The sequence below is a fragment of the Pseudomonas tolaasii NCPPB 2192 genome, assembly GCF_002813445.1.
GTDB lineage: Bacteria > Pseudomonadota > Gammaproteobacteria > Pseudomonadales > Pseudomonadaceae > Aquipseudomonas > Aquipseudomonas tolaasii.
Map to the genome: position 1 here is coordinate 4071805 of NZ_PHHD01000001.1, position 23772 is coordinate 4095576.

The following is a 23772-nucleotide window of genomic DNA, read 5'->3' on the forward strand; positions in this document are numbered from 1 at the left end:
TTTTTAGCTAAGGCCCTGGGATGAAAGTCGAACCCCGCCCGTTAATTCCCAGTGATGTGCGCAGCGCGCCGGTCGAAGCCATTCGCCCGGTCAACTCGCGCCAGGCGACCGCCTTCGAAGCGGTCCTGAAAACCCGCAAGACCCAGACCCGCCGCTCGCTGCGCAGTGACCTGGAAGAACTCACCAGCGCTGCCGGCGTCGACTCGCTGTTGTTCGGTAGCGCCCGTTCCCTGGAGCTGCTGGAACACGTGATGGAACACATCCTGCCCGGCCTCGACGCCGAGCCGGAAATCAAGGAACTGGCCCACGACCTGATCAGCGAAGAGATCGAAGTGCGCCGCAACCTCGAACAGCAACGCTCGGAGGTACATGCCTGATGGCCCGCGATAACGACGACGCCGTGCAACTGCTCAAGGGCATCGGCGAGCTGTACCGGCGCAATGGCCAGTCCCAGCGCGCGCTGGTGATGTTGTTGATCGCCGTCAGCGTTGCGCCCCACGACGGCGTGCTGCTGCGCTCGCTGGTGCTGGCCTTCACCGACAGCGGCGATGCCACGCGCGCCCTCGGCGCGCTGGACCGCCTGGTGGCGCAGGAAGGCGAATCCGCCAGCCTGTTGCTGCTGCGTGCCCGCGCGCTGTGGTACGGCGAGCGCAAAGACGAAGCGCGCCAGTGCTTCAAACGTTACCTGGCCGCACGCAGGGCTGGCGCATGAGTGCTGTCAATCGCTTGAACAACCTCGCGCGCATGGCCGCGCAACGCACCGACGTGATCATCGTCGCGTTCATGTTGATGGCGATTGTGATGATGATCATCCCGCTGCCTACCTACCTGGTGGACGCGCTGATCGGCCTTAACATCGCCTTGAGCATCCTGATCCTGATCGTCGCGTTCTACATCGGCCATTCCGTGGAGTTCTCCGCGCTGCCGCCGCTGATCCTGCTCAGCACGCTGTTTCGTTTGTCCCTGTCGATCACCACCACCCGTTTGATCCTGCTGCACGGCGACGCCGGCCATATCGTCAAGGCGTTCGGCGACTTCGTGATCGCCGGCCAGGTGGTGGTGGGCATGGTGGTGTTTTTGATCATCACCGTGGCGCAGTTCGTGGTGATCACCAAGGGTGCCGAGCGCGTGGCCGAAGTGGCGGCGCGTTTCACCCTGGATGCCATGCCCGGCAAACAGATGAGCATCGACAACGACTTGCGCAATGGCGATATCGACCAGGCCGAAGCCCGTCGCCGTCGCTCGCGTCTGGAGCGTGAAAGCCAGATGTTCGGTGCCATGGACGGTGCGATGAAGTTTGTCAAAGGTGACGCCATCGCCGGTCTGGTGATTCTGGCGGTCAACCTGCTCGGCGGCATGCTGATCGGCATGGTCGAGCGCGACATGCCGTTCGGCGTGGCGGTGCACACCTATTCGCTGCTGACTGTGGGTGACGGCCTGATCGCACAGATCCCGGCGCTGCTGATTTCGGTGGCGGCGGGTACCGTGGTCACCCGTGTGAACAGCGATGGCGAAGCCGGCGACCTGGGCAGTGAAATCATCAAGCAACTCGGCGCCAGTTACCGCGCCCTTGGCCTGACCGCGTTGATCATGATCGGCGTGAGCGTGCTGCCAGGCTTTCCGACCTGGGTGTTCCTCGGCTTGTCCGCGGTTTTCAGTAGTGCCGCGTTCATGATGTACCGCCGCCACACCCGCCAGCCCCAGGGCGAACTGGAAGTGCTGGCCGAGGCGCCGGAGCCGGTGGTGGAAGTGCAGGCCGAACTGGACGACAACCTGCTGCCCGACACGCGCGTGCTGCTGACCATCGGCAATGGCCTGTCCCAGAGTGCGCCGCGCCAGTTGCTGCGTCAGCGTATCGAAGCCTTGTGTCACGACATCCGCACCGAACTGGGCGTGGATGTGCCGGTGCCGGGCATTTACATGGAGCCCAAGGCGCCGCCGGGCGGTTTCCGCGTGTCGCTCGAAGGCGTGCCGGTGAGCGAAGGCGAAATGCCGGTCAACTGTCTGCTGCTGCAGGACGATCCGGTGCATGTGCAGTTGCTCGATATTGCCACCCTGCAGGCCGACTCGCCGCTCAACGGTCGCAACGCCCACTGGATCGAACGCCAGCACGAAGAATCGCTGCGCAACGCCGGTATCGGTTTCCTGTTGCCGGATGAAGTCTTGCGCGGCGTGCTGGAACGCAGCCTGCGCCGTTATGCCGCCGACTTCCTCGGCATTCAGGAAACCCGGTTGCTGCTGGAACGTACCGAGGCCACCTATGGCGAACTGGTCAAGGAGGCCTTGCGCCTGGTGCCCTTGCAGCGTGTTGCCGAAACCCTGCGCCTGTTGGTCGGCGAGGGCGTGTCGATCCGCAACCAGCGTGCGTTGCTCGAGGCCATGGTGGAGTGGGGCGCCCGCGAGACCGACGCCGGGCGTTTGGCCGAACACTTGCGTGCGGCCCTGGCGCGGCAGATCAGCCATCAGTACGCCGACCGCAACCGCGTGATTGGTGCGCTGGTGTTGGCGCCGGGCCTGGAAGACCAGTTGCGTGCCTCGCTGCGTCGCCAGGAACCCCAGCGTGAATTGATCCCCGAAGAGGTCAGCCGGGCTCTGCTGACTCAGTTGCGCCAGGCTTGCGAGAACACCCGTGAAGTCAACAGCGCCGTGTTGCTGGTGCACCCGGAATTGCGCCGCAGCCTGCGCCGCCTGGTGCTGCGCGGCGAGCTGGAACTGGCGGTGCTGTCGTTCCGCGAGTTGGCCACCGAGTACAACCTGCAAGCGCTGGTGACCATCAGCCTCACCGACATCTCCAACCGCCGCGCGCCTGCTGCGGCTTCCGTCACCCCCCTGGCGTCTGCCTCATGATGCGTTTTTGTGTGCTGTTGCTCAGTGTGTTTTCGTGTGTGTGCCAGGCTCAGGACATTGCTGCCGGTGCCGGTGGTTCGATCAATCTGGCGTCGGGTGAAGGGCGCATTCTGCATTTTGTTGCGCCGGTGGAGTCGGTGCTGGTGGCCGAGCCCAACGTGGCCGACCTGCAAGTGGTGTCGCCGGGCACGCTGTACATCTTCGGCAAGGCACCGGGCACTACCAGCCTGATCGCCCTGGGTGAAAACGGCAAACAACTGGCGAGCCTGACCTTGTCGGTCAGCAGCGGCACCCAGGGTGTCACCGCGCCGATGCAGGAATTGCACCCTGGCAACCGCGCGCAAATCACCGGCGCCGGCAACCGCCTGATCGCCAAGGGCACCGTTGGTTCGGTGGCTGAGGCAACCGACCTCAATGCACTGCTCAACCCCCAGGGGCAGGGCTTTCAAAGCGCGATCAACACCACCGAATACAACGGTTCCGCCCAGGTGAACCTGCGCGTGCGTTTTGCCGAAGTGTCGCGTTCCGAGCTGTTGCATTACGGCGTGAACTGGAACGCGATGTTTAACAACGGCACCTTCTCCTTTGGCCTGATTACCGGCGGCCCGCTGGCGGCGGCCACTGCCGGTGGCCTGGCCACGGCGGGCACCGGCTCGGGCAACGTGAATATCGACGGCATGCTCGACGCACTGCAAGCCAACGGCGTGCTGCAGATTCTCGCCGAACCGAATATCACCGCCATGACCGGCCAGACCGCCAGCTTCCTCGCCGGTGGCGAAGTGGCGATTCCGGTGCCGGTCAACCGCGACCTGGTGGGCATTGAATACAAGTCGTTCGGTGTGTCGCTGCTGTTCAACCCGACGCTGCTGCCCAATGGCCGCATCGCCCTGCAAGTGCGCCCGGAAGTCAGCAGCGTGGTCAGCGGTGGCACCGTGGATTTCGGCAACTTCCATGTGCCGTCCTTCAGCGTGCGCCGCGCCGATACGCGAGTGGAAGTCGGCAGCGGGCAGACGTTCGCCATCGCTGGCCTGTTCCAGCGCGAAAGCAGCCAGGACATCGAGAAACTGCCATTGCTGGGTGACCTGCCGATCCTCGGCAACCTGTTTCGCTCCAAGCGTTTCCAGCGCAATGAAACCGAATTGGTGATCCTGATTACGCCTTACCTCGTGGAGCCGGTGCGCGGTCGCACCCTCGCCACGCCCCTGGACGCACAACCGGCTACCGCAGCGGCCACCGGACCGCGCAGCGGCGGGGCGTTCGGTTTCTACATGAATTGATGAGGGGGCCTGCGATGACTGCTTTGCGTGTATTGATGCTGTTGCCCCTGGCGCTGATGGGCTGCCAGACCCACCTGGCGCCGGTGTATTACTCACCTGAATACCGCGCCGACGGTTTGCCGACCCAGTGTCAGCAACCGCCTGCGACCGACACGATCGGCCTGAATGAAGATTTCAAACCGACCTTGCCGCTGGGCTGTGCGAACAATCTGAATTTGATGCAGATGGTGGAGCGCAAACAGGACCTGAACCAGGGCCGCGCCACCGGGCCAGCCATGGCCGCACCGGTGGGCCGGGCCGCGCAGGTGTATATCGAAGGGTTTGATCGGGAGCAGTTGCAGCGGCGCAAGGACCAGCAAGAGGCCAAGGCTGAAGCGGCGGGGGGCGGGCAATGACCTCTCGTACGCCGATCCACTGTGGGAGCTGGCTTGCCTGCGATAGCGCCCTCCCAACCAACCCACATCTCCCTGACACCCCTCAACCCAAATGTGGGAGCGGCGGTGCGACGATTCGACTTGCTCGCGAAAGCTATGGGTCAGGCGCTGGATCTTTTGGGTCGGAGTACATATCCATTGCTTCGGCAACGGCTACCTATGGTTCCGCTCTTACAGCGGGTCACTTTTGGAAAGGCCCAAAAGTAACCAAAAGGCCTTCGCCCCACCACTCGGCACCTCGCCTAGGCTCGGTGTGCCCGAACGCAGGCTTAAATCCGTGGGTCGCCGCGATGGGCCATCCCTGGCCCAGCGCGGCTAACCCGGCGTCCTGCCGGGTTACCCACGGATTCAAGCCTGCGTTCGGCCAGCGTGGTTTTATGGGGCGATTGAGATCCAAAGCAGATCAAAAGCCAGATCACAAGCGGGAGATTGGTTTTTCAACGCGGGTCAACCAACCCCAATTCCCTGGCTTGCGCCACCGGGTCGCTGATCGCCTTGATGCGCTTGGCTTCCGTCACCAACCGCTCACGCTCGGCAGCGGGGATGTCGTCCAGCGGCAGGCCGGCAACCCGTTGCTCGTAGCCGGCCAGCACCATCACCAACAGCTCGTTACGCTGGTGCCGTGGCAGTGCGCGGGGCGATTGGGTGACGGGGGCGATGGTGTCCAGCGCCTGTTGCGACTGCCCGCCAAGGGCGTAGGCCAGGGCCAGGTTGCAGCGGCTGTCGAGGTCGTCGGGCTTGAGGCTCAGGCTCTTGGCGAAGGTGGTTTGCGCGGCTGCGGCCTGGCCGTTGAGGATTTGCGCGACGCCCAGGCGGGTGTAGGCGAGCGGCAGGTGGTTGAGCTCGGCGGCCTGGCTCAGGGCTGTGACGGCGCGTTGGGTCTTGCCCAGTTGCAGCTGCGCAGTGCCGAGGCCGAGCAAGGAGTCGGCGTTGCGCGCGTCAAACCCCAGGGCTTGCTGGAAGGCACGTTCGGCGCCGAGCGCGTCCCTGGCGTCGAGCTTGGCCTGGCCGAGTTTGAGCCACAGCTCAATGCCGGCCCCCGGCTGCTGGGTCGCACGCTCGTACAGGGCAGCGGCGCTGGCGTAGTCGCCGCGCTTGCTCAGGTCGCCCGCCAGTTGGAGGGACTTGTCGGAATCGGTCGCAGGTTTGCTGGAGCAGGCGGCGAGAAGCAGGGTACTGGCAAGCAGGAAAATCTTGGTCATCGTCACAACTCATCGGGCGAAGGCGCAGGCCATGTAAGCATATTTTTCATGGCGCTCCTATGCCTGTTCAGTACCGGTTTTGCCCGTGCCGCCGAAGAGCCGGCGTGGTTCTCCAAACCCTACGCCTACGTGCTGGTGGACCAGGATGTACGCAGCGCCCTGGAAGAATTCGGCCACAACCTCGACGTGCCGCTGGTGCTCTCGGACAAGGTGCGCGGCAAGGCGCGCAGCACCATTCGTGCGGCCACCGCCGGTGAGTTTCTGCAAACCCTGTGCAGCACCAACGGCCTGACCTGGTACTTCGACGGCAACCTTTTGTACCTCAACGCCAGCGATGAAATCACCACCAAGCTGTTCAAGGCCAGCGCCCTGAACCTGGACCAGTTGCAGGCCTACCTGAACAACCTCGATGTGTTCGGCCAGCAACTGTCCATGCGCAATGGCCCCGAGGGCGATGAAGTATTCGTGTCCGGACCACCGCCGTACCTGGCGTTGGTGCAACAGCACGTCGATCACCTGCAACCCGTTCGTGTGGCCGCCCCGGTGGCGCGCGGGCAGGGTGTGCGGGTGTTCCGCGGCGCGCAAGTCAGCACTGAAACCCCAAACCAGTAAAGGAGCAGCACCATGTCCGTAACGGCCGTAGACAGCAATCTCGCCCCTGGTGGCGCCAGCCCTGAAGCCAAGTTCAATGCCGCGGTGGATAAAGCCAAAGCCGCCGACCAACCGGCAGACACCTCGGATGCAGACGATGCCAAGTTCAACGATGCGTTGATCACCCAGGCCGTCACCATCGGTGGTCAGTTCATCATCATGCCGAAGATGCAGGAACTGCTGAACGATGCCATGTCCGATGACGACGACGAGTAGGAACCTCATATGACTATCAGTCTCGCCGCCGGCGCTTCGGCTTTGCCGCCGTCCGCTGGCGCGGGGCCCGCCGGGGCCTCGCAGAATCTGTTCGAGCACATGGCCAATACCGCCAAGGGCATGCCCGAAGGCGCGAGCCCGCACCAGATCGGCTCGGGCTTGATGGAGCGCATGAACAGTTTTATCGACCGCACTCGGGCGTTTTCCGAACGTGCCGACGTGCTCACCAATAATCCGTCGGCGCCACCACCGGCCTCGGCGGAAATCCGCACGGCCAGTGCCTCGCCTCAAGGCGAGCCGGGCAAGAAAGTCGGCGAGCAACAGGTCGACCAGATCGTCCACTCCCTGGGCAAGATGTTCGACTACTCCATCGAAACCCAGATGGTGGTGCGCGGTGCGACGCAGATTTCCGGTTCCGCCAACACGCTGCTCAAGGGTCAATAACGCCATGCCAAGCCCAAACCGAGCCCTGCGCCTGTTGCTGATCGGCCTGCTCGCCAGCCTGCTGCAGGCGTGCAACACCGACCTCTATACCAACCTCAGCGAGCGCGATGCCAACGCCATGGTCGCGGTGCTGCTGCGCGGTGGCATCCCGGCGGAGCGCAAGACCCAGGACAACGGCCAGCTCAAGGTGGTGGTCGACGAAGAGCGCTTCGCCGAAGCCATGACCCTGCTCGACAACGCCGGCCTGCCGCAACAGAGCTTTTCCAATATGGGCGAGGTGTTCAAGGGCAATGGCCTGGTGTCGTCGCCGGTGCAGGAGAGGGCGCAGATGATTTATGCGCTGAGCGAAGAACTGTCGCACTCGGTGTCGCAGATCGACGGCATCGTGGCCGCGCGCGTGCATGTGGTGCTGCCGGACAACGACTTGCTCAAGCGGGTGATTTCGCCGTCTTCGGCCTCGGTACTGGTGCGTTACGACCCGGGCACCGACATCAACACGCTGATCCCGCAGATCAAGACCCTGGTGGCCAACGGCATCTCCGGCCTGAGCTACGACGGCGTGTCCGTCACGGCGATCAAGGCTGCCGTGGCCATCAGCCAGAACCCGGCGCAACCGCGCCTGGCCCGTTTCATGGGCCTGTGGATGCTCGAAGACAACCTGCCTCAGGCGCGTTTCATGTTCGGTACGTTGCTGCTGGTCGCCCTCGGTTCGCTCGGTGTGTTGGCCCGCCAGCACTGGGTGCGTCGCCAGTCCCAGGCCCTGTATGTACTCAAGGAGGGTGAATGAGTTTGTTCGAACGCTGGCAAGGGCTGATCGCCGAGCCGCTGCAATTTGTGCGCGGGCCGAGCCTGGGTGCCTGTTTTACCCATGAGCTGCCGGACGAAGTGCTGCATACCCTGCAGGCCCAACCGCGGTTTCGCCAGCGCCTGGAGCAATTGCTGGTCAGCCACTACCAACTGACGCCGCTGGAACAGTTGGTGTCGCCATTGGCTGCCGACTTGCCGGTGCTGCTGTTGTCGGACGCGCAATTTGCCCGCCTGCCCAGGTTGTGCGGCGCGATCTGGCACGCCTCGACCCTGAGCCGCGAGATTCGCCGTGACGTGGTCAACGAGCTGCGCGCCGGCCTGGGCGCTGACGTGTTCAGCCAGGCCCTGGCCCTGCGACACCTGGGCGGCGCAGCTGATTTGCTGCGCGACCCGGCCGAGTTGATCGACGCCATCGACCGTGACGGCCAGGGCTGTGTCGCCGCCTGGCTGCACGCGCAACACGCTGATTTTCAGGGCTGGCTGCGCTTGCGCTTCGCCTTTCCCCAGGGTCACAGCGCGCGGTTGCCGCGCGACCTGGAAATTGTTCAGGCCGCCGCGGCGTGCCTGGCGGCCGAGGATGCTGACGCATGAGTGAATTACCGAGCCGCCCCACCGCGCGCATCCTGCGTGCCGAAGAAGCCGAACTCTGGACCGAAGGCTTTGCTTTTTTGCAAGCCGCCAAAGACCGCGCCGAACAGGTCAAGGCCGACAGCGACCAGTGGCTGGACGCCGCCCGCGCCGAAGGGTTTGAAAGCGCGCGCCAAGAGGGCGCCGAGCAGGTCGCGCAATTGCTGGTGCACACCCAGTCCCAGGTGCAGCACTACTTGAGCAGCCTGGAGGCCGCGCTGGCTGACCTGGCGCTGGGCATCGTGCGCGAAGTATTGGGTGAGCTGGATAACGCCGACCGCGTGGTGCGCTGCACGCGCCAGGCGTTGAGCGCGTTTCGTCAGGACCAGGCCCTGACCCTGTGGGTGCCGCCCGCCGAAGTGGACGCGTTGCGTCAGCGCCTCAAAGTGGAAAACCTGGCCATTGCCGTGGATGGCGACGAGCAACTGAGCGCCGGCCAGGCACGTCTCAACAGCCCGGCCGGTTCTGTGGAACTGGGCCTTGAAGCGCAATTGCAAACCCTGCGTCGCAGCCTGTTGCCGTTTGCCGAAGAAGGTGTGGCATGAACCTGGAGCAGTTGCTGCCGCGCCTGAACGAGCGCCTGGCCCAGGCGCGACTGCGGCCCATGCACGGCACCGTGCTGAGCATTCGCGGTGTGTTGCTGCGTGCCAGTGTGGCCGGCGCCAGCATCGGTGAACTGTGCCAGTTGCGCGACCCGGGCAGTGGTCGCAGCCTCAGTGCCGAGGTGATCGGCTTTGATGGCGACGAGGCGATTCTGTCGCCGATCGGCTCCATGGAAGGCCTGTCGACGCGCACGCAAATCACCGCCACCGGCGAAACCCTCGGGGTGGCGGTGGGCGATGCGCAATTGGGGCGCGTGATCAGCCCCATGGGTGAATTTCTCGATGGCGACGGTGTTCCGCCGACCGTGGCCCTGCAGCGCTACCCGCTGCACGCCGAACCGCCTGCGCCCTTTTCGCGGCAGTTGATCGTGCGCTCGATGGCGCTGGGCATTCGCTCCATCGACGGTTTGCTGACGTTGGCCCAGGGCCAGCGCATGGGCATTTTTGGTGAGCCTGGCGTGGGCAAATCCTCGTTGCTCGCGAGCATTATCCGCAACAGCGAAGCCGACGTGATCGTGATCGGCCTGATCGGTGAGCGGGGCAGGGAAGTGCGTGAATTGCTCGACGTGCAGCTCGACGCCAAGGCCCGCGCGCGCACCGTGGCGGTGGTGGCCACCTCGGATCGCCCGGCGGCCGAGCGGGTGCGTGCGGCGTTTGTCGCCACCACCCTTGCCGAATACCACCGTGATCAGGGGCGCAATGTGCTGCTGCTGATGGACAGCCTGACCCGCTTTGCCCGCGCCCAACGTGAAATCGGCCTGGCCGTGGGCGAGCCGCCGACCCGCCGGGGTTATCCGCCGTCGTTCTTTTCGGCGTTGCCACGCCTGCTGGAACGCGCCGGCCCTGGTCCCAGCGGCAGCATCACCGCGCTGTACACCGTGTTGACCGAAGGCGACGCCGCCAGTGACCCGGTGGCCGAAGAGGCGCGTTCGATCCTCGACGGGCACATAGCGCTCAGCGCCGAACTGGCCCAGCGCAACTACTTCCCGGCGGTGGATGTGCTGCGCAGCCGCAGCCGTTTGATGGAGCAGGTCGCCGGGGAAGAACACAAGCGTCTGGCCATGCGCATTCGTGAGCTGATGGCGCGCTATGGCGAAATCGAAATGCTGATCCGCGTGGGGGAATACTCCGCCGGCAGCGACCCGTTGGCTGACGAAGCCATTGCCCGGCACGCGGCCATTGAAGCCTTTTTGCGCCAGAACGCCGGCGAACCCAGCAGCCTGGAACAGACGCTGATCCGTATGCGCCAGGTGTTGGCATGAGATTGCAGGAATGTACCCCGAACCCCTGTGGGAGCTGGCTTGCCTGCGATCGCGGTGTATCAGTGACACAAGGGCTGGCTGAACCACTGCCATCGCAGGCAAGCCAGCGCCCACCGTTGATTTCCATGGATTTACAGATTGTTGTGCTGGCATGACAAAGGAGCAAAGCTGATGAAAACCAATGAACTGCGCACCCTGCAAACCCTGCGGGTGCTGCGCGAGCAACGTGCCGCCAGCCAGCTGGCGGCCCAGCAGCAGCGTTGTGAGCAAACCCACGGCGTGCTGAACGACGCCAAGGAACAACTGCGCCTGCACCGCGAAGCCATCGCCGAGGAGGCGCGGCAGGTGTATGCCTCGCTCACCGAGGGGTTGTCGGTGGCGAGTTGGCAGGCCGCCCAGGACCGCTTGCGCGGGCTGTCGGACGACCAGCAGCAACTGGAAAACGACGTGACGCACGTGTCCATCACCCTGGAAAGCCAGGAGCGCGAGCGCGACCTGTTTCGCCAGGAGCGCTTGAGCCGTCAGCGCCAGTCCGATGCCTGGCAAAGCCTGGTGGAAGGCCGCGAGAGCGATGAGCGCCGCATCGGCGAGCTGCGTGACGAAGGCGTCGGCACATGATCGCAGCCCTTGCCGACCCATTGTCGCCGTGGTTGACCCATTACGACCCGGCATTGCTGGCGCTGCATAACCAATTGCACCGTCGCCGCCGTGCCTGGCAGGGCCGTTGTGCCGGGCAAGACGTGCGCGTCAGCTGGGCCACCGAATTGCAGCCCCTCGGTGCGCCGCGCGATGTGCTGCTGTTGCTTGGTCGCGCCCCGGTGCGCCTGCGGTTGTCGGCGGGCGCCCTTGAGCAGGTGATGGTGCCACTGGCTTTGCAATTTGATGTGCAGCAACTGCCGTCGTTGCCGCGTTCGTTGTTGCTGGAACTGGCGGTGCTCGACCTGATCGAGACGCTGGAGCCGTTGTTGGGCCACCCCGTGCAATTGCTTGAAGCCACTGAAGGTCTGGAGCAGCGGCCGTTTGCCGTGCACCTGGCCCTGGAATTGAGCTTCGGCAATGGCCCCGCCATGAATGCGCAGTTGGACCTGAGCGAAGGCGCCGCCGTGCTGGTGGCGCAGTTGCTGACCCAGTACGCCGAACTTGAACCCGACCCGTTGCCAGCCCTGCGCCAGACCCTGGCAGTGGTGGCCGGGCGGCAGTGGCTGACCCTCGGTGAGTTACGCAGCCTGCGCCCCGGCGATGTGCTGATGCTGGAGCAGGGCTCGGGTTTGCTGCTCGATCTGGATGGCCGTTTGCAGGCCCGCTGCCAACACCAGGGTGACTCGCTGCGTGTGCAGGAAGAATTGAAAGCGCCCCTTTTGGACATGGAGAACACAATGACTGATGTTGATGCGGCTGCGGCCCTGGATGACTTGCCGCTGAAACTGGTGTGCCAGGTGGGCAGCCTGGAACTGACCCTCGCGCAATTGCGCGAGCTGGGCGCGGGCAGCCTGTTGCAGCTCAATTCGCCTGGCGTGGACAACGTGGACCTGATGGTCAACGGGCGCCGCGTCGGCCAGGGCCAACTGGTGAAAATCGGTGATGGCCTGGGCGTACGCCTGCTGAGTTTTGCCACCCCATGACCGGTTATCAGCCGAACCTGATCGAGATCATCCTGGTCGTCGCGACGATCGGGCTGATCCCGTTGGCGGTAGTGACGCTCACCGGTTTCATGAAAATTTCGGTGGTGCTGTTCCTGATCCGCAACGCCCTCGGGGTGCAACAGACCCCGCCGAACCTGGTGCTGTATGGCATCGCCCTGATTCTGTCGGTGTACGTGACCACACCGTTGATTGGCGACATGTACCGGCAAGTGGAGGGCCGCGACCTCAATATCGAGCATGTGGAGCAACTCAAGGACCTTGGCGACGCCCTGCGCCCGCCGTTGCAGGCGCACTTGAAACGCTTTGCCAACGAGTCCGAGCGCGGTTTTTTTGTGCAGGCCACCGAGACCATCTGGTCGCCGGAAGCCCGTGCCGACCTGCGTGACGACGACCTGGTGGTGCTGATTCCAGCGTTTGTCAGCTCGGAACTGACGCGCGCGTTCGAGATTGGCTTTTTGCTCTACATCCCGTTCCTTGTGGTGGATTTGCTGGTGTCCAACGTGTTGATGGCGATGGGCATGTCGATGGTCTCGCCGAACCTGATTTCCATCCCGCTGAAAATCTTCTTGTTCGTGTCGTTAAGTGGCTGGTCGCGCTTGATGCACGGTTTGATATTGAGTTACGGCGGCTGAGCCCTGCAGGGTGAATGTGCATTTAAGGGGTGAGTGATGGGCCAGGATGTATTTTTATCCTTGATGAAACAGGCGCTGATGACCGTGCTGATGCTCTCCGCACCGGCCCTGGGCGTGGCCATTATCGTGGGGTTGAGCGTGGGCCTGTTCCAGGCGCTCACGCAGATCCAGGACCAGACCTTGCCCCAGGTGGTGAAGCTGGTGGCGGTACTGTTGACCATCGTATTTCTTGGCCCGGTGCTCGCAGGCCAGGTGGCGGAACTGGGCGGCCAGGTGCTGGATAATTTCCCGATGTGGACGCGCTGACCGCCCATGGATGCCAGCCTGACCGCGCAGTTCCTGGAAGTCGCCTACCCGGTGATCAGTTCCGCTTCGCTTGCCGCCTGCCGCGCCATGGGCGTGGTGGTGATCACCCCGGCGTTCAACCGCCTGGGCCTCACCGGCATGATTCGTGGCTGTGTGGCCGTGGCCATTTCCATTCCCATGTTCTTTCCGGTGTTCGAGGCGCTCACGGCGATGCCCGAACACGGCAGCGTGTTTATCGCCGGGTTGCTGATCAAGGAGTTTTTGATCGGCATTCTGATCGGCCTGCTGTTCGGCATTCCGTTTTGGGCCGCCGAGGTGGCGGGGGAGTTGATCGACTTGCAACGCGGCTCGACCATGGCACAGCTGGTGGACCCGTTATCGTCCGGGGAGTCCAGCGTGATGGCGACATTGCTGACGGTGATGCTGATCACGCTGTTCTTCATGTCCGGCGGTTTTATCCTGATGGTCGATGGCTACTACCACAGCTACCAGTTGTGGCCGGTGACCTCGTTTACTCCGGTATTTGCCAGCTCCGCGTTGCTGGCGGTGTTGTCGATCCTTGACCAGATCATGCGGGTGGGCGTGCTGATGGTGTCGCCGCTGCTGATCTCGTTGCTGATCACCGACTTGATGCTCGCCTACCTGTCACGCATGGCGCCGAACCTGCATATTTTCGACCTGTCGCTGCCGGTGAAAAACCTGTTTTTCACCATCTTGATGGTGATCTACATCGGCTTTTTGATCCCGTTGATGCTCGACCAATTGGCGGAGTTTCGCGGCACCGTCGAGCTGCTCAAAACCCTGGCCGGCATGGAGTAGCCCATGGCGGATACCAGCGAAGAGAAATCCCAGCCGGCCACGGACAAAAAACTCAAGGACGCACGCAAAAAAGGCCAGGTCGCCAAGAGCCAGGACCTGGTGTCGGGCATGGTCATTTTGTTCTGCACCCTGTGCATTTCCATTCTCGCGCCACGGGCGAAGGCTCAGGTGACGGCGCTGCTCGACCTGACCGCACAGATCTATACCGAACCGTTCGCCACCGTGTGGCCAAGGGTGCTAGACCATGCCGAACAACTGGTGATCAGCATCACGCTGCCGGTGATGGCGGTGACCACCGGGGTGGTGATCCTGACCAACATCATCACCATGCGCGGCTTTGTGTTCTCGGTGGACCCGATCAAACCCGAGTTCAAGCGCATCAACCCGGCGGAGGGCATGAAGAAAATTTTTGCCCTGCGCAACCTGGTGGAATTCATCAAAGGCTTGATCAAGGTGCACGTACTGGCGATCGCCTTCTACGTGGTGGGCAAGCATGCGTTGCAGGCGTTGATGGAGTCGTCGCGCTGTGGCGCGGAGTGCATGGAGTCGACGTTTTTCCTGGTGCTCAAGCCGCTGGTGTTTACCGTGTTGTGCGCCTTCATTCTGGTGGGGGGCGTGGACGTGATGATGCAGCGCTGGCTGTTCGGCCGCGACATGAAAATGACCCGCAGCGAAACCAAGCGCGAACGCAAGGACATCGACGGCGACCCGCTGATCAAGAGCGAGCGCCGCCGCCAGCGCAACGAAATGCAGGCCCTGGCCACCAAGCTTGGCTTGGGCCGCGCCTCGATGATGATCGGCACCACCGACGGCTGGGTGGTGGGTGTGCGTTACGTGCGTGGTGAGACACCGGTGCCGGTGATCGTGTGCCGCGCCGCGCCGGAGGAAGCGTTATTGATGCTGCAGGAAGCCTATGACCTGGGCATTCCCCATGCGCCGGACAAGCCCTTGGCTTCCGAGATTGCGCGCAAGACCGTACCGGGCGACCCGGTGCCGGACGCGTCGTTTCAGGCGGTCGCGGACTGGCTGGTGGCGGCACGCCTGATCTGAAGGCTTACACCTGTGGAAAGTGCGTGTCGTATTCCAGGCTGAGTGCCTTGGCCTTTTCCGGGCTGAAACCGCCTTCGGCCGCCAGTTGATCAATGGCCTTGAAGTACTTGTCCTGCCCGCCGGGCAAGGTCCAGTCGAGCATGCGACCGACTGTGTCGCCGACGTTCTTGAAGCTGTGCACGGTGTCGCGCGGAATGAACAGCAACGTCCCGGCCCCTACCGTCTGTTCAGCCCCGTTGACGATCACCTGGTAGGTGCCCTCAACAATGAAGATGTACTCCTCCTGCGAGTGATGCAGGTGGTGGGGCGGGCCTTCACCGGGGTTGTGGCTGGCGATAATCACGGAGGTCGCGCCGCCGCTGGCTTCGGTGCTGAGCAAAATATGCATGTCGAGCCCGAAGGGGCGTACCGGCAACGCCTCTTGCGGAGTGACAACGAGAGGGAGCAGGGCTGGGGGCGATTGGTTCATGGTGTTCCTTCGGCTGTTGGCAGTAGGGAAATCGTGTCCCGTCCTGACTAAAACAATTGAAGGCGGTTTTTATTCCCGTCACGGTGGCGAGCGGGCTTGCCCCGCGTTGGGCTGCGAAGCAGCCCCATCAAGGCCACCGCGTGCTTTCAGTTAAACCGAGGTGGCAGGTTTTAGGGCCGCTTCGCAGCCCAACGCGGGGCAAGCCCGCTCGCCACAATGAATCACCCACCACAGACTTATTCCCAGGACAACCGTGCATTGCGCTTCTCAAGGGTCCTGGAGGCGAAAAACACCGCAGAGGCCAGCAGCACGTAGAACACCGCCGTCAGCGTGTAGGTTTTGAAGAACTCGAAGTTGCCCCCGGCCAGTTCCTGCATGCGCGCAAAAAACTCCGGGTACTGCACCAGAAACGCAATGGAGCTGTCTTTGAGGTTGTAAATGATCTGGTTGGTCAACGCGGGAATCGAGGTGCGCAGCACCTGGGGCAGGATGATCCCCGTGTAGATCTGCATATCGCTGAAGCCTTGCGCGGTGGCAGCTTCCAGCTGGCTTTTGTCCAGCCCGTTATAGGCTGTCAGTAAATAGGCCGCATTGTAGGCGCCCACGTTGGCGGTAAAGCCGATGACCATCACCTCAAACGGGCTGAGCCGCAGCCCCATGCCTGGCAGGCCGTAGTAAAGAATATAAATGATGCAAATCAGCGGCGTGCCGATGAAAAACGACTTGTATGCCTCAACACACCGGGCGACTCCGGCGCGCTTGCTCAGGCTCAGGTAAAACACCAGCACGCCCAGCGCGAAGCCGGTGACTGAAACGGTCAGGGTCAGTTTCACGGTCGCCAGGATGCCCGACGCGATCAATGGCCACTGCTCAACGAAGTCCTGATAAAAACTCAGCCAACTCTCAAGCATCACGTTTCTTCCCGAAGAACCAGGCGACTTCGGGAATCGGCGCGTGCACGGCCAGTTCTGCAACCGGCCCTTGTGCAACGATTTTCCCCGCGTACATGAACACCACGTTCTGGCTGATTTGGTCGGCAAAAGCGATGTCGTGGGTCACGCACACGGTGGTGATTTTCCGGGCTTCGAGCTTCTTGATCAGCAAGGCCACTTCCTGGCTCATCAAGGGGTCCAGCGCCGAGGTGGGTTCGTCGAGGATCACGATTTCAGGTTTCATCACCAGGGTGCGTGCCAGCGCCACACGTTGCTTCTGGCCGCCAGACAGCTGGGCCGGAAACTTTTTTGCATGGGCGGCCATATCAAAGTAGGCCAGCTCTTCCAGCGCCAGGGCCCGGGCTTCTTCGCGGCTTTTGCCTTGCAGCTTGCGCAGGCCCAGGGTGATGTTGTCGAGCACACTGAGGTGCCGGTACAAGGCGAAATTCTGGAACACAAACCCGATGTTCTTGCGCAACTTGCGAATATCCAGTTGCGGGCTCAGCAAGTCTTCGCCGTGAAACAGAATTGTGCCCTGATCGGGTCGTTCCAGCAGGTTCATGCAGCGGATCAGGGTGGTCTTGCCGCAGCCCGAAGGCCCCATGATCACCAGTGTGTCGCCGGCATGTACCGTGAGGTCGATGCCGTTCAATACCACATGATCGCCAAATGCCTTGGTCAGGTTGCTTATGTGCAGGATCGCCATGCTTTCTTCCCGGTATCACTGCTCGGCAAAGCGGCGCCGAATCATCAGCATCGCCACGGCGAACAATTTATAGATGCAAAAATACATCAGGCCAGCCACCAGGTAGATGTTCACGCCCAGTGAGGTGGAGGCCGTGAGTGCCTTGGCTTGCCCGAGGATCTCGGTGAAACCGACGGTGTAGGCGAAGGGTGTGTTTTTCAAAATGGCGGTCAGTTCGTTCATCACGCCCGGCAGGGAGAAGCGCAGCATCTGCGGCAGCTCGATATGGAACACCACCTGCAGGTCGCTGAAGCCCATCGACTGGGCCGCCACCCGTTCAGTGTGTTCGACCGAGCCCAACGCGCCGCGAAATACCTCGGAAATATAGGCACCGCCAATCACGCCCAGGCTGAGGTTCATGGCGATCATCGGCGAGGGCCGAATGCCCAGGCTGGGCAAACCGAAATACACGAGGAACAGCAGCACCAGCACCGGAATCGAGCGAACAATGAACACCAGGGCGCTCAGCACGGCGCCTGTGCGCTGGCCGGAAAGCCGCCGTAACACGGCGACCCCCAACCCCAATGCAAAGGCAGTGATGAAGCACGACAGCGTGATGTAGAACGTCGCCACCACGCCGTGCAGCAACAGCCCAATGACATCGAAGAACTGACGATCAAACATCAGTTACGACTTCAGCCATTTGTCCATGATGGCGGCCAACTTCTGCGGGCCGAGTTCTTTGAGGTAGGCATCGAAGTCCGCGCGGATCGGCGAGCCCTGCTGGAAGGCAAAACCGAGGTGGTCAACGCCCTTGAAAGAGTAGCTGACGGCGATGGGCAGTTTTTGGTGGAACTTGTAGTTGTCGTACACCGGCTCTTCAATAAAGGCCAGATCCAGATTGCCGTTTTGCAGGTCAGTGATCACTTCATTGTACGAAGGGTACAACTTGGCGTCGGCAACTTTGTAAATGCCCTTGGGTTCCAGGTCGGACTTGATCAAATCAGCGTACGCCATGCCGCGCGGGTAGCCGATGCTGTATTTTTTCAATTGCGACAAGTCGGTAATGGTCAGTTTTTTGGATTCCAGACTCACCAGATTAAAAGAGTTCTCATAATATGGGATTGAGAAGTCCATCACTTTCTTGCGTTTGTCGGTAATTGAAATACCCGAGAACGCGAGGTCTGCCTGTTTGCTGGCGACTGCGCCCAACATGCCGTCCCAGTCGTACTCCGTGGTTTTGATCGTGCAGCCCCGAGACTTGCAGTAACCGTTGAAGATTTCCAGGTCAACGCCTTGCAGCTGGCCGCTCTGATCCTTGAACAGCATCGGCGGCGAGTTGGGGGAGACAGCGACTTCCAGGGTTTTCCCTTTCAGCAGGTCACCCGCAGAAGCGCCAGCGGCGACCAGACTCAGCAAGGATGCAAACATTATTTTTTTTAAGCTTCGCATATCACTCTCTCATTAAGGTTACAGCCAGTTGAGATCGGTGATCCATCACACATTCACAGATAACTCTCCCAACGGAAGTGGGTGAGCCTCTCTATCCAAATAGGGCGTTTATACCGTCACGAGAATATGCGGCGTATAGCCATCATCCCGTTCGAGCGGCAAACATACAGAATCACAAGTTGGATCCAGGCGTGTGAAGTTACTTAACTTGGATCCAATGAATAAATATTCATTTTGTAATAGTTATACTACTGGCACGTTTAGAGTGGTGCAAATGGAATAGTTCGAAAGTGTCACTATAATTTTTTTGCTTAAAGTGATCCAAAATGGAACTAAGCGTTTTTGCCCTGTGAATCATTATGCCGAATGCTGAGTACCAGATAGCACGCGACCGCCAGCGTGGCGATCGACAGCACTGCCAAAAGGGATACCGTCACCTCGGCGCCCGTCAGGGCCAACAGATACCCAATGGCCAAGGGCGTCATCGCTTGGCTGAAATACACCGGTGCGGCCATTTTGCTGGAGACCATGGCGTAGTCTTTCAAGGGCACGATGGCCAGCGGCAATGTGCTTCGCACGATGGCTCGAAGCCCGTTGCCGGCGCCGTAGAGCACCAGGGCCCAGGCGGCAAATTGCGCGGTGAAGGCGAGCATGCACAGCCCGACAGCAGTCATGAACACCGACACCAGCATGGTCCACATGGGGTGCTTGTTGCGCGTCAGCAGGTCGACGATGCGCGACCCCACCGAGGCGGGGCCGATGATCGCACTCAGTGCAATGGCCGCAGCCAGAGAGTTGCCACGCTCTTGCAGCAGCACGATCACCACCACCGAGATAGCCGTCATCAGCACCGCAGACAGCGAAAACAGCACGGTCATCAGCCAATAGAGCGTCGGGTCCATGGACAGGGCCGTGCGGGCCGTGGTCGGTTTTTTTTCCGACGGAGTCTGCTGGTGCGGCAGGCAGTACTGGTAGAGCGGGTAAATGCCGATCATCAGGACCAGGCCGTACAAGTAGCAGGTTCCCCGCCATCCCAGGGTGTGCACCAGCAAGGCCAGCAGCGGCCAGATTAAAGTGGTGCAAAAACCGGAGATCAGGGTCACGCCGGTAATGGTGCCGCGCGCCTTCATTCCGTAGAGCGCACCCAGCGCGGAAAAGAGGGCGTCATAGAGTCCCGCTGCCATGCCCATTCCCATCAACACCCAGGCCGCCAGAAACAGCGGCAGGGTATGGGCGCTGGCCATGATCCACAGCCCGGCCGCCATCAGGAAACCGTGGCACGCCAGCACACGTCGGCCGCCGTAGCGTACGAGCAGCCTGCCGCACGCCGGCGCGACCACACCCGCCGTCAGCAAGCCGATGGACACGGAACCCAGCACCCATTCGCGCGACCACCCGGTGTCTGCCACCACGGGGTCTGCGAGCACGGCCATGAGGTAAAAGGAGCCGCCCCAGGTCAGGATTTGCAACAGGCCCAGCAGGGCAGTTTTACCGATGGAAAGACTTGGGTGAATGACGGTGGTGTTCACGACGGCGCAGAACCTTGTGTTGCGGGTATTTGGGGGTGATTAAGTGCCGAATGGCGCACAAAAAAAAGCGACAAATACTCACGGGTATTCATCGCTTTTTGTGATGCACCGAACAGCGCTGTCTCTGTGGCGAGGGAGCTTGCTTCCGCTGGGCTGCGAAGCAGTCCTGTCTTTGGGGCCGCTTCGCGCCCCAGCGGGAGCAAGCTCCCTCGCCACAGTCAGCCGTTGTCTACATCGTGATAAGGCCCGCCGTAGCCATCACCCACCCGCCAGATGATGTTGTGATTGTCATCGGTCCATTCCGAGGGCTTGAGCGAGTACTTGAAGTCCTCCGACCTGCGGTTGTTGCCGTCGCCGATGTAGTCGGCGTGATCACGCTGGTGGTCACCGCTGCGCACGCTGGCGCGGGCATCCCACTCGCTTTTGCGGAAGTCGAAAATGCTCTGGTCCTGGGGCGCGTCGCGCTGGCTCCAGTCAGACAGGTAGGTTTGCAGCCATACATAGGCCTCGTCACCGTTGGGTTTCAGCAAACCGTCCTGCTTGAAGTCCTGGATCTGGTCCCAGTTCTGCATCGAAATCTTGTGCAACTTGTGCGACTGCACGGTGCTGAGGATCGCGCCGATAAACGACAGCGCACCGGAGACCAGAAAACCCACCGGCCCCAGGAACGGAATGACCCGCCCGGTGATGCCGAGGGTGGTCAGCACGCCGCCGCCGGCGGCCACCAGGCTGCTGACACCGCCGGCCAGGGACAGTGAGCCGCCGGCAATTTTCATCGGGTCTTTCTCGCGTACGCCGTCGCGCAGGGTGAACGCAGCCTGCACCACGCTGATCACGCCGCCCGCCACGTCGGTGGCCATGCCGATGACCTTGATCGCACTGCTGGCGAACTTCGCACCAAAGCCCGCACCGGCCACGCCGCCACGGCTGGCGATGCCTTTTTCGATACCTTCCTGAACCTTCTTGGCGCCTTCGTCGCTCCAGCCGCCGCTGTTGAGCACCTTGCCCACGTCCTTGCCGTCGTCCATGGCCTGGTCAACGATGTCGAAGTACTTCTTCTGGATGGCCTCGGCATCCTTGGGCAGGGCGTGATAGCCCTCGCCAGGCTTGGCCCACAGGTCGGGCAGGGAACGGTCGAAGCCCATGAGTTTGTAGGCGTTGGTGCCGCGCAGTTTGTCGTAGACCTTCAAGCCCAGGGTGGCGAAGTGTGAGCCGGTGCCGAGGAAGCCGAGGAAGTCGTTGGCGATCCCCAGGCGTTTCATCGGCGTGTCTGCCAGCTTGCCGCCCTGGCCTGCGAGCTGGTAGACGATACGGCCCATGCCGATAGCGCCGCCGACCGAGCCGAGCACGCCATTGTCCTTGAGGAAACTCAAGTTCTTCACAAACGAGCTGCGGTTCTCTTCGCTGAGGCCCGGCATGATTTCCTTGCTCACTGCGTGCTCGATGTCGCTGAAGCTGATCACACCGTTTTTCTGCCAGGTGTCGCCCAGGGAAATCATCGCCTTGCCGAAGTCGGCGGCGGCGTTCTTGTCTTTGAGCAACTGGTCGACGAACTTCGAATACACCCCCAGCGCCTGGCGCGGCAGGCCGTCGGCGCTGCCCTTGAGCATCGACAGAATCGCCAGGGTGTTGTCCTGGGTGGCCAGCGCGGTGTTGTCGTCGCTGATCTTGCTCGGGTCGTCCATCAGCTTTTCAACGGCGTCGGTATAGCCGTCGATTTGCAGGTTCTGCATGAAGCTGTCGGCCTTGGCCGGGTCTATATCGGCGAGGGCGGTGTAGGCGGTCTGGATTTCCTGGGTCGCCAGTTCAGTCTTGCCGCTGTCCTGCAGGGACTTGATGTACTTGGTGAAGTTCTCCGACGAGGTGCTGTCGATCAGCTTCTGGTGCACTTCATCGACCTTGGCCTGGCCGCCATCGACCTTGCCCAGCGCCGCGTCGTGGTTGGCCTTGATGTCGGCCTGGATGGTCGAGTCGCCGAGCAGTTCGCTGATGGTTTTGTCGATGGACTTGGTGTCGAAGATGTTGTCGCGCACATCCCGCGAGGTGACGTCGATCGGCGGAGTGGCGGTGCCCTGATTGGTGAAACCGTGCTCGGGAATGATCGACATGCCGTTGTCGGCCATGCTTTTGGCTTCCACGGCGCGCAGGAACTTGGCGCGCGGGTCGTCCTTGGCGATGCTGCCGTCCTTGACCCCGGCGCGGTAGCTGTCCACCAGGGTTTTCATCGACAGGTCCTGCACGGTCAACGGGTTGCCGTTGTCGTCTTTTTCCGTGGTGGCGAGATTGTCGGCCGACACGTCCTTGAGCGGCGGCAGGCCGTTGTCGGCGCGCAGTTTGTCGACGTCGGTGGTTTGCTGCGCGATATCGGTGCGGTAGCCGGAAATCTGCTCGAACATCTGCGGATTGGTTTCTTCGCTGACGACGATTTTTTCTTCGCTGCCGCCCGGTTTGTGCTGGGTGAAGGCGATGAGGCCGGGGCCGTAATCGCCCACGCCGCCGACGCTCATGATGTCTTCGGTCGAGGACAGGTACGCATCCGGCCCGGCCAGGCTGTAGCCATCGCCCTTGGCCTTCTCGATGCCGGCCAGGGTCTGGCCTTTGGTGGTGTAGGCGGCGAAGGCTTCGGGGGTAATGTCTTTGGAAACCACGAGCAGTTTGCCGTCAGCCTGATTGACCACCAGGATGCCGTCCATGGGCGCATCGACCTTGCTGATGTCACCCAGCTGGAGGCTGGCTTCGTCCTTGCGCAACAGCTCCTGGCCGGGCAGGGACTGGGCGTTCTTGATGTAGTCGAACGCCTGGGTGCCTTCGCTGGCGTGCACGGCATGCAGGAAGTTGTAGAGGCTGCTGCCGGCGTTGGGGTTCGGGTTGCTGAGGTCGGCGCCGGGCTGGGGCAGGGCGGCCTCGGACTGGCTGATCATGTATTTCTTGCCCTGGTGTTCGAACAGAATCACCCCGGACTTCGTGTCTTCGGAGACCACTTTGAGCTGGCTGAAGTCCAGGTCGCCCGGCAGGCTGGTGACTTCCTCAAACCCCTTGGCCTTGCCGTCGGCGAGGGCTTGCTTGGTCAACCCGGCGCTGTTGAAGCTGGCAAAGGCCTGGGGCGTGAGTGCTTCGGAAATCACCAGGGTCTGGCCGCTGGTCATCTCGACCTTGACCACACCGTCCTTGGCTTCACCGACCGACTTGATATTGGCCAGGCGCACCGTGGGGTCGTCTTCGCGCAGCAGTTGTTGGTCCGGGTTGCGCAGTGCTTCGCGGATTTCCTTGCCGGCGGGCGTGCCCTGGGTTTCGGCGAGGGTGTGCAGCAGGTCGTAGAGCGGTGTGCCTTCGTCCGGGCCGCCTTGATTGACGGGAGCTACCGCGTGGCCGAAGTGCAGGCCCTTGAGCCTGTCGAAACCGTCCTGGACGTTTTCGGCGCTCTCGCGGGTGATTTTGAACTTGCTGCCGTCCTGCTCGAAATAGATGACGCCGGCGTCCTTGTCTTCGGACACGACCTTGAGCTTGTCGATGTCGAGCTTGGCAGGCAGGGCGGTGACTTCCTTGTAGTCGTCGGGCTTGATCTCGCCGGGCTTTTTCAGGCCTTCACCGGTTTGCGCCGCCAGCACTTTGGGCTTGAAGGTTTTATCGCCTGACCCGGCGGCGGCCAAGGTTTTGGCCTTGTTCAACAGCGCATCGAAAATACGCTCCGGTGCCTTGGTTTCAGCGACGCGGGGTGAGGCGGTTTTCTCGGGTCGGTTGATCATCATTCAGTCCATGTGAGTGGGGGCGCACGAGGACTCGATACTAGGCGCTGACGGGGCGTGAAAACGGGTTTGTTGACAAGATCGCACAAGCTTTCACAGCTGTGAAATGAGGGTGTCATTTGGGTGTGCTTTTGGGTGTA

General features: G+C 61.9%; 26 protein-coding genes. 18 read left to right on the forward strand and 8 right to left on the reverse strand.

Annotated features, from left to right (window positions below):
• Window positions 1-20 precede the first annotated feature (20 nt).
• Genes ATI14_RS18920 through ATI14_RS18940 form a run of 5 tightly spaced genes read left to right on the forward strand, consistent with a single transcriptional unit; the run spans window position 21 to window position 4519 of the window.
• The gene (locus ATI14_RS18920; protein ID WP_016969016.1) at window positions 21-377 is read left to right on the forward strand and encodes a hypothetical protein; all 357 of its coding nucleotides are present in this window, start codon (window positions 21-23) and stop codon (window positions 375-377) included.
• Window positions 377-712, forward strand: coding sequence for a tetratricopeptide repeat protein (locus ATI14_RS18925; RefSeq protein WP_016969015.1), 336 nt, complete (start codon window positions 377-379; stop codon window positions 710-712). Before ATI14_RS18920 ends, ATI14_RS18925 begins: the two co-directional genes overlap by 1 nt.
• The gene (gene sctV, locus ATI14_RS18930) at window positions 709-2847 is read left to right on the forward strand and encodes a type III secretion system export apparatus subunit SctV (RefSeq protein ID WP_016969014.1); all 2139 of its coding nucleotides are present in this window, start codon (window positions 709-711) and stop codon (window positions 2845-2847) included. The genes ATI14_RS18925 and sctV overlap by 4 nt, the downstream gene beginning before the upstream one ends.
• Window positions 2844-4124, forward strand: coding sequence for a type II and III secretion system protein family protein (locus ATI14_RS18935; protein WP_017255809.1), 1281 nt, complete (start codon window positions 2844-2846; stop codon window positions 4122-4124). The genes sctV and ATI14_RS18935 overlap by 4 nt, the downstream gene beginning before the upstream one ends.
• A 14-nt stretch (window positions 4125-4138) precedes the next feature.
• Window positions 4139-4519 (forward strand): hypothetical protein, encoded by a 381-nt coding sequence (locus ATI14_RS18940; protein ID WP_016969012.1) that lies wholly within the window; start codon window positions 4139-4141, stop codon window positions 4517-4519.
• Window positions 4520-4995: 476 nt separating this feature from the next.
• Here the strand turns inward: ATI14_RS18940 and ATI14_RS18950 are convergent, their stop codons facing one another.
• Window positions 4996-5760 carry a tetratricopeptide repeat protein gene (locus tag ATI14_RS18950; protein ID WP_016969160.1) on the reverse strand — a complete coding sequence of 255 codons (765 nt, stop codon included), beginning with the start codon at window positions 5758-5760 and terminating at the stop codon, window positions 4996-4998.
• A 48-nt stretch (window positions 5761-5808) separates the two neighbouring features.
• Here ATI14_RS18950 and ATI14_RS18955 point away from each other — a divergent pair, with 48 nt between their 5' ends.
• The 13 genes from ATI14_RS18955 (at window position 5809) to ATI14_RS19015 (ending at window position 14819) form a co-directional block, all read left to right on the forward strand.
• The gene (locus ATI14_RS18955; protein ID WP_016969161.1) at window positions 5809-6372 is read left to right on the forward strand and encodes a hypothetical protein; all 564 of its coding nucleotides are present in this window, start codon (window positions 5809-5811) and stop codon (window positions 6370-6372) included.
• Window positions 6373-6384: 12 nt separating this feature from the next.
• Window positions 6385-6627 carry a hypothetical protein gene (locus ATI14_RS18960; protein ID WP_016969162.1) on the forward strand — a complete coding sequence of 81 codons (243 nt, stop codon included), beginning with the start codon at window positions 6385-6387 and terminating at the stop codon, window positions 6625-6627.
• A 9-nt stretch (window positions 6628-6636) separates the two neighbouring features.
• Window positions 6637-7071, forward strand: a complete 435-nt coding sequence (locus tag ATI14_RS18965) for a hypothetical protein (protein WP_016969163.1) — start codon at window positions 6637-6639, stop codon at window positions 7069-7071.
• Between the two features lie 4 nt (window positions 7072-7075).
• Window positions 7076-7858 (forward strand): type III secretion system inner membrane ring lipoprotein SctJ, encoded by a 783-nt coding sequence (gene sctJ / locus ATI14_RS18970; RefSeq protein WP_016969164.1) that lies wholly within the window; start codon window positions 7076-7078, stop codon window positions 7856-7858.
• On the forward strand, window positions 7855-8469 hold the full coding sequence (locus ATI14_RS18975) for a hypothetical protein (RefSeq protein ID WP_016969165.1): 615 nt from the start codon (window positions 7855-7857) through the stop codon (window positions 8467-8469). The genes sctJ and ATI14_RS18975 overlap by 4 nt, the downstream gene beginning before the upstream one ends.
• Window positions 8466-9050, forward strand: coding sequence for a type III secretion system stator protein SctL (gene sctL / locus ATI14_RS18980; protein ID WP_016969166.1), 585 nt, complete (start codon window positions 8466-8468; stop codon window positions 9048-9050). Before ATI14_RS18975 ends, sctL begins: the two co-directional genes overlap by 4 nt.
• Window positions 9047-10369, forward strand: a complete 1323-nt coding sequence (locus ATI14_RS18985; RefSeq protein WP_016969167.1) for a FliI/YscN family ATPase — start codon at window positions 9047-9049, stop codon at window positions 10367-10369. The genes sctL and ATI14_RS18985 overlap by 4 nt, the downstream gene beginning before the upstream one ends.
• A gap of 171 nt (window positions 10370-10540) precedes the next feature.
• Complete coding sequence (locus ATI14_RS18990; RefSeq protein WP_016969168.1) at window positions 10541-10987, forward strand: hypothetical protein; 447 nt, start codon at window positions 10541-10543, stop codon at window positions 10985-10987.
• On the forward strand, window positions 10984-11991 hold the full coding sequence (sctQ, locus tag ATI14_RS18995) for a type III secretion system cytoplasmic ring protein SctQ (protein WP_016969169.1): 1008 nt from the start codon (window positions 10984-10986) through the stop codon (window positions 11989-11991). Before ATI14_RS18990 ends, sctQ begins: the two co-directional genes overlap by 4 nt.
• A complete protein-coding gene (gene sctR, locus ATI14_RS19000; protein ID WP_016969170.1) occupies window positions 11988-12644 on the forward strand; it encodes a type III secretion system export apparatus subunit SctR in 657 nt (218 codons plus the stop codon). The genes sctQ and sctR overlap by 4 nt, the downstream gene beginning before the upstream one ends.
• A gap of 36 nt (window positions 12645-12680) precedes the next feature.
• Window positions 12681-12950 (forward strand): EscS/YscS/HrcS family type III secretion system export apparatus protein, encoded by a 270-nt coding sequence (locus tag ATI14_RS19005; protein ID WP_016969171.1) that lies wholly within the window; start codon window positions 12681-12683, stop codon window positions 12948-12950.
• Between the two features lie 6 nt (window positions 12951-12956).
• Entirely contained in the window at window positions 12957-13769 is an 813-nt protein-coding gene (gene sctT, locus ATI14_RS19010; RefSeq protein ID WP_016969172.1) for a type III secretion system export apparatus subunit SctT, read from the forward strand.
• 3 nt (window positions 13770-13772) lie between these two features.
• Complete coding sequence (locus ATI14_RS19015) at window positions 13773-14819, forward strand: EscU/YscU/HrcU family type III secretion system export apparatus switch protein (RefSeq protein ID WP_016969173.1); 1047 nt, start codon at window positions 13773-13775, stop codon at window positions 14817-14819.
• A gap of 4 nt (window positions 14820-14823) precedes the next feature.
• Here the strand turns inward: ATI14_RS19015 and ATI14_RS19020 are convergent, their stop codons facing one another.
• From ATI14_RS19020 to ATI14_RS19050, 7 genes are all read right to left on the reverse strand, one after another.
• Entirely contained in the window at window positions 14824-15288 is a 465-nt protein-coding gene (locus ATI14_RS19020; protein WP_016969174.1) for a cupin domain-containing protein, read from the reverse strand.
• 236 nt (window positions 15289-15524) lie between these two features.
• Entirely contained in the window at window positions 15525-16199 is a 675-nt protein-coding gene (locus ATI14_RS19025; RefSeq protein ID WP_016969175.1) for an amino acid ABC transporter permease, read from the reverse strand.
• Window positions 16192-16926: an amino acid ABC transporter ATP-binding protein gene (locus tag ATI14_RS19030; protein ID WP_016969176.1), complete on the reverse strand. Its 735-nt coding sequence runs from the start codon at window positions 16924-16926 to the stop codon at window positions 16192-16194. The genes ATI14_RS19025 and ATI14_RS19030 overlap by 8 nt, the downstream gene beginning before the upstream one ends.
• Window positions 16927-16941: 15 nt before the next feature.
• On the reverse strand, window positions 16942-17589 hold the full coding sequence (locus ATI14_RS19035) for an amino acid ABC transporter permease (protein WP_017255663.1): 648 nt from the start codon (window positions 17587-17589) through the stop codon (window positions 16942-16944).
• Window positions 17590-17592: 3 nt separating this feature from the next.
• Window positions 17593-18336, reverse strand: coding sequence for a transporter substrate-binding domain-containing protein (locus ATI14_RS19040; RefSeq protein WP_016969178.1), 744 nt, complete (start codon window positions 18334-18336; stop codon window positions 17593-17595).
• A gap of 353 nt (window positions 18337-18689) precedes the next feature.
• A complete protein-coding gene (locus ATI14_RS19045; protein WP_231124422.1) occupies window positions 18690-19886 on the reverse strand; it encodes an MFS transporter in 1197 nt (398 codons plus the stop codon).
• A 218-nt stretch (window positions 19887-20104) separates the two neighbouring features.
• Window positions 20105-23632 (reverse strand): hypothetical protein, encoded by a 3528-nt coding sequence (locus ATI14_RS19050; protein ID WP_016969179.1) that lies wholly within the window; start codon window positions 23630-23632, stop codon window positions 20105-20107.
• Window positions 23633-23772 lie beyond the last annotated feature (140 nt).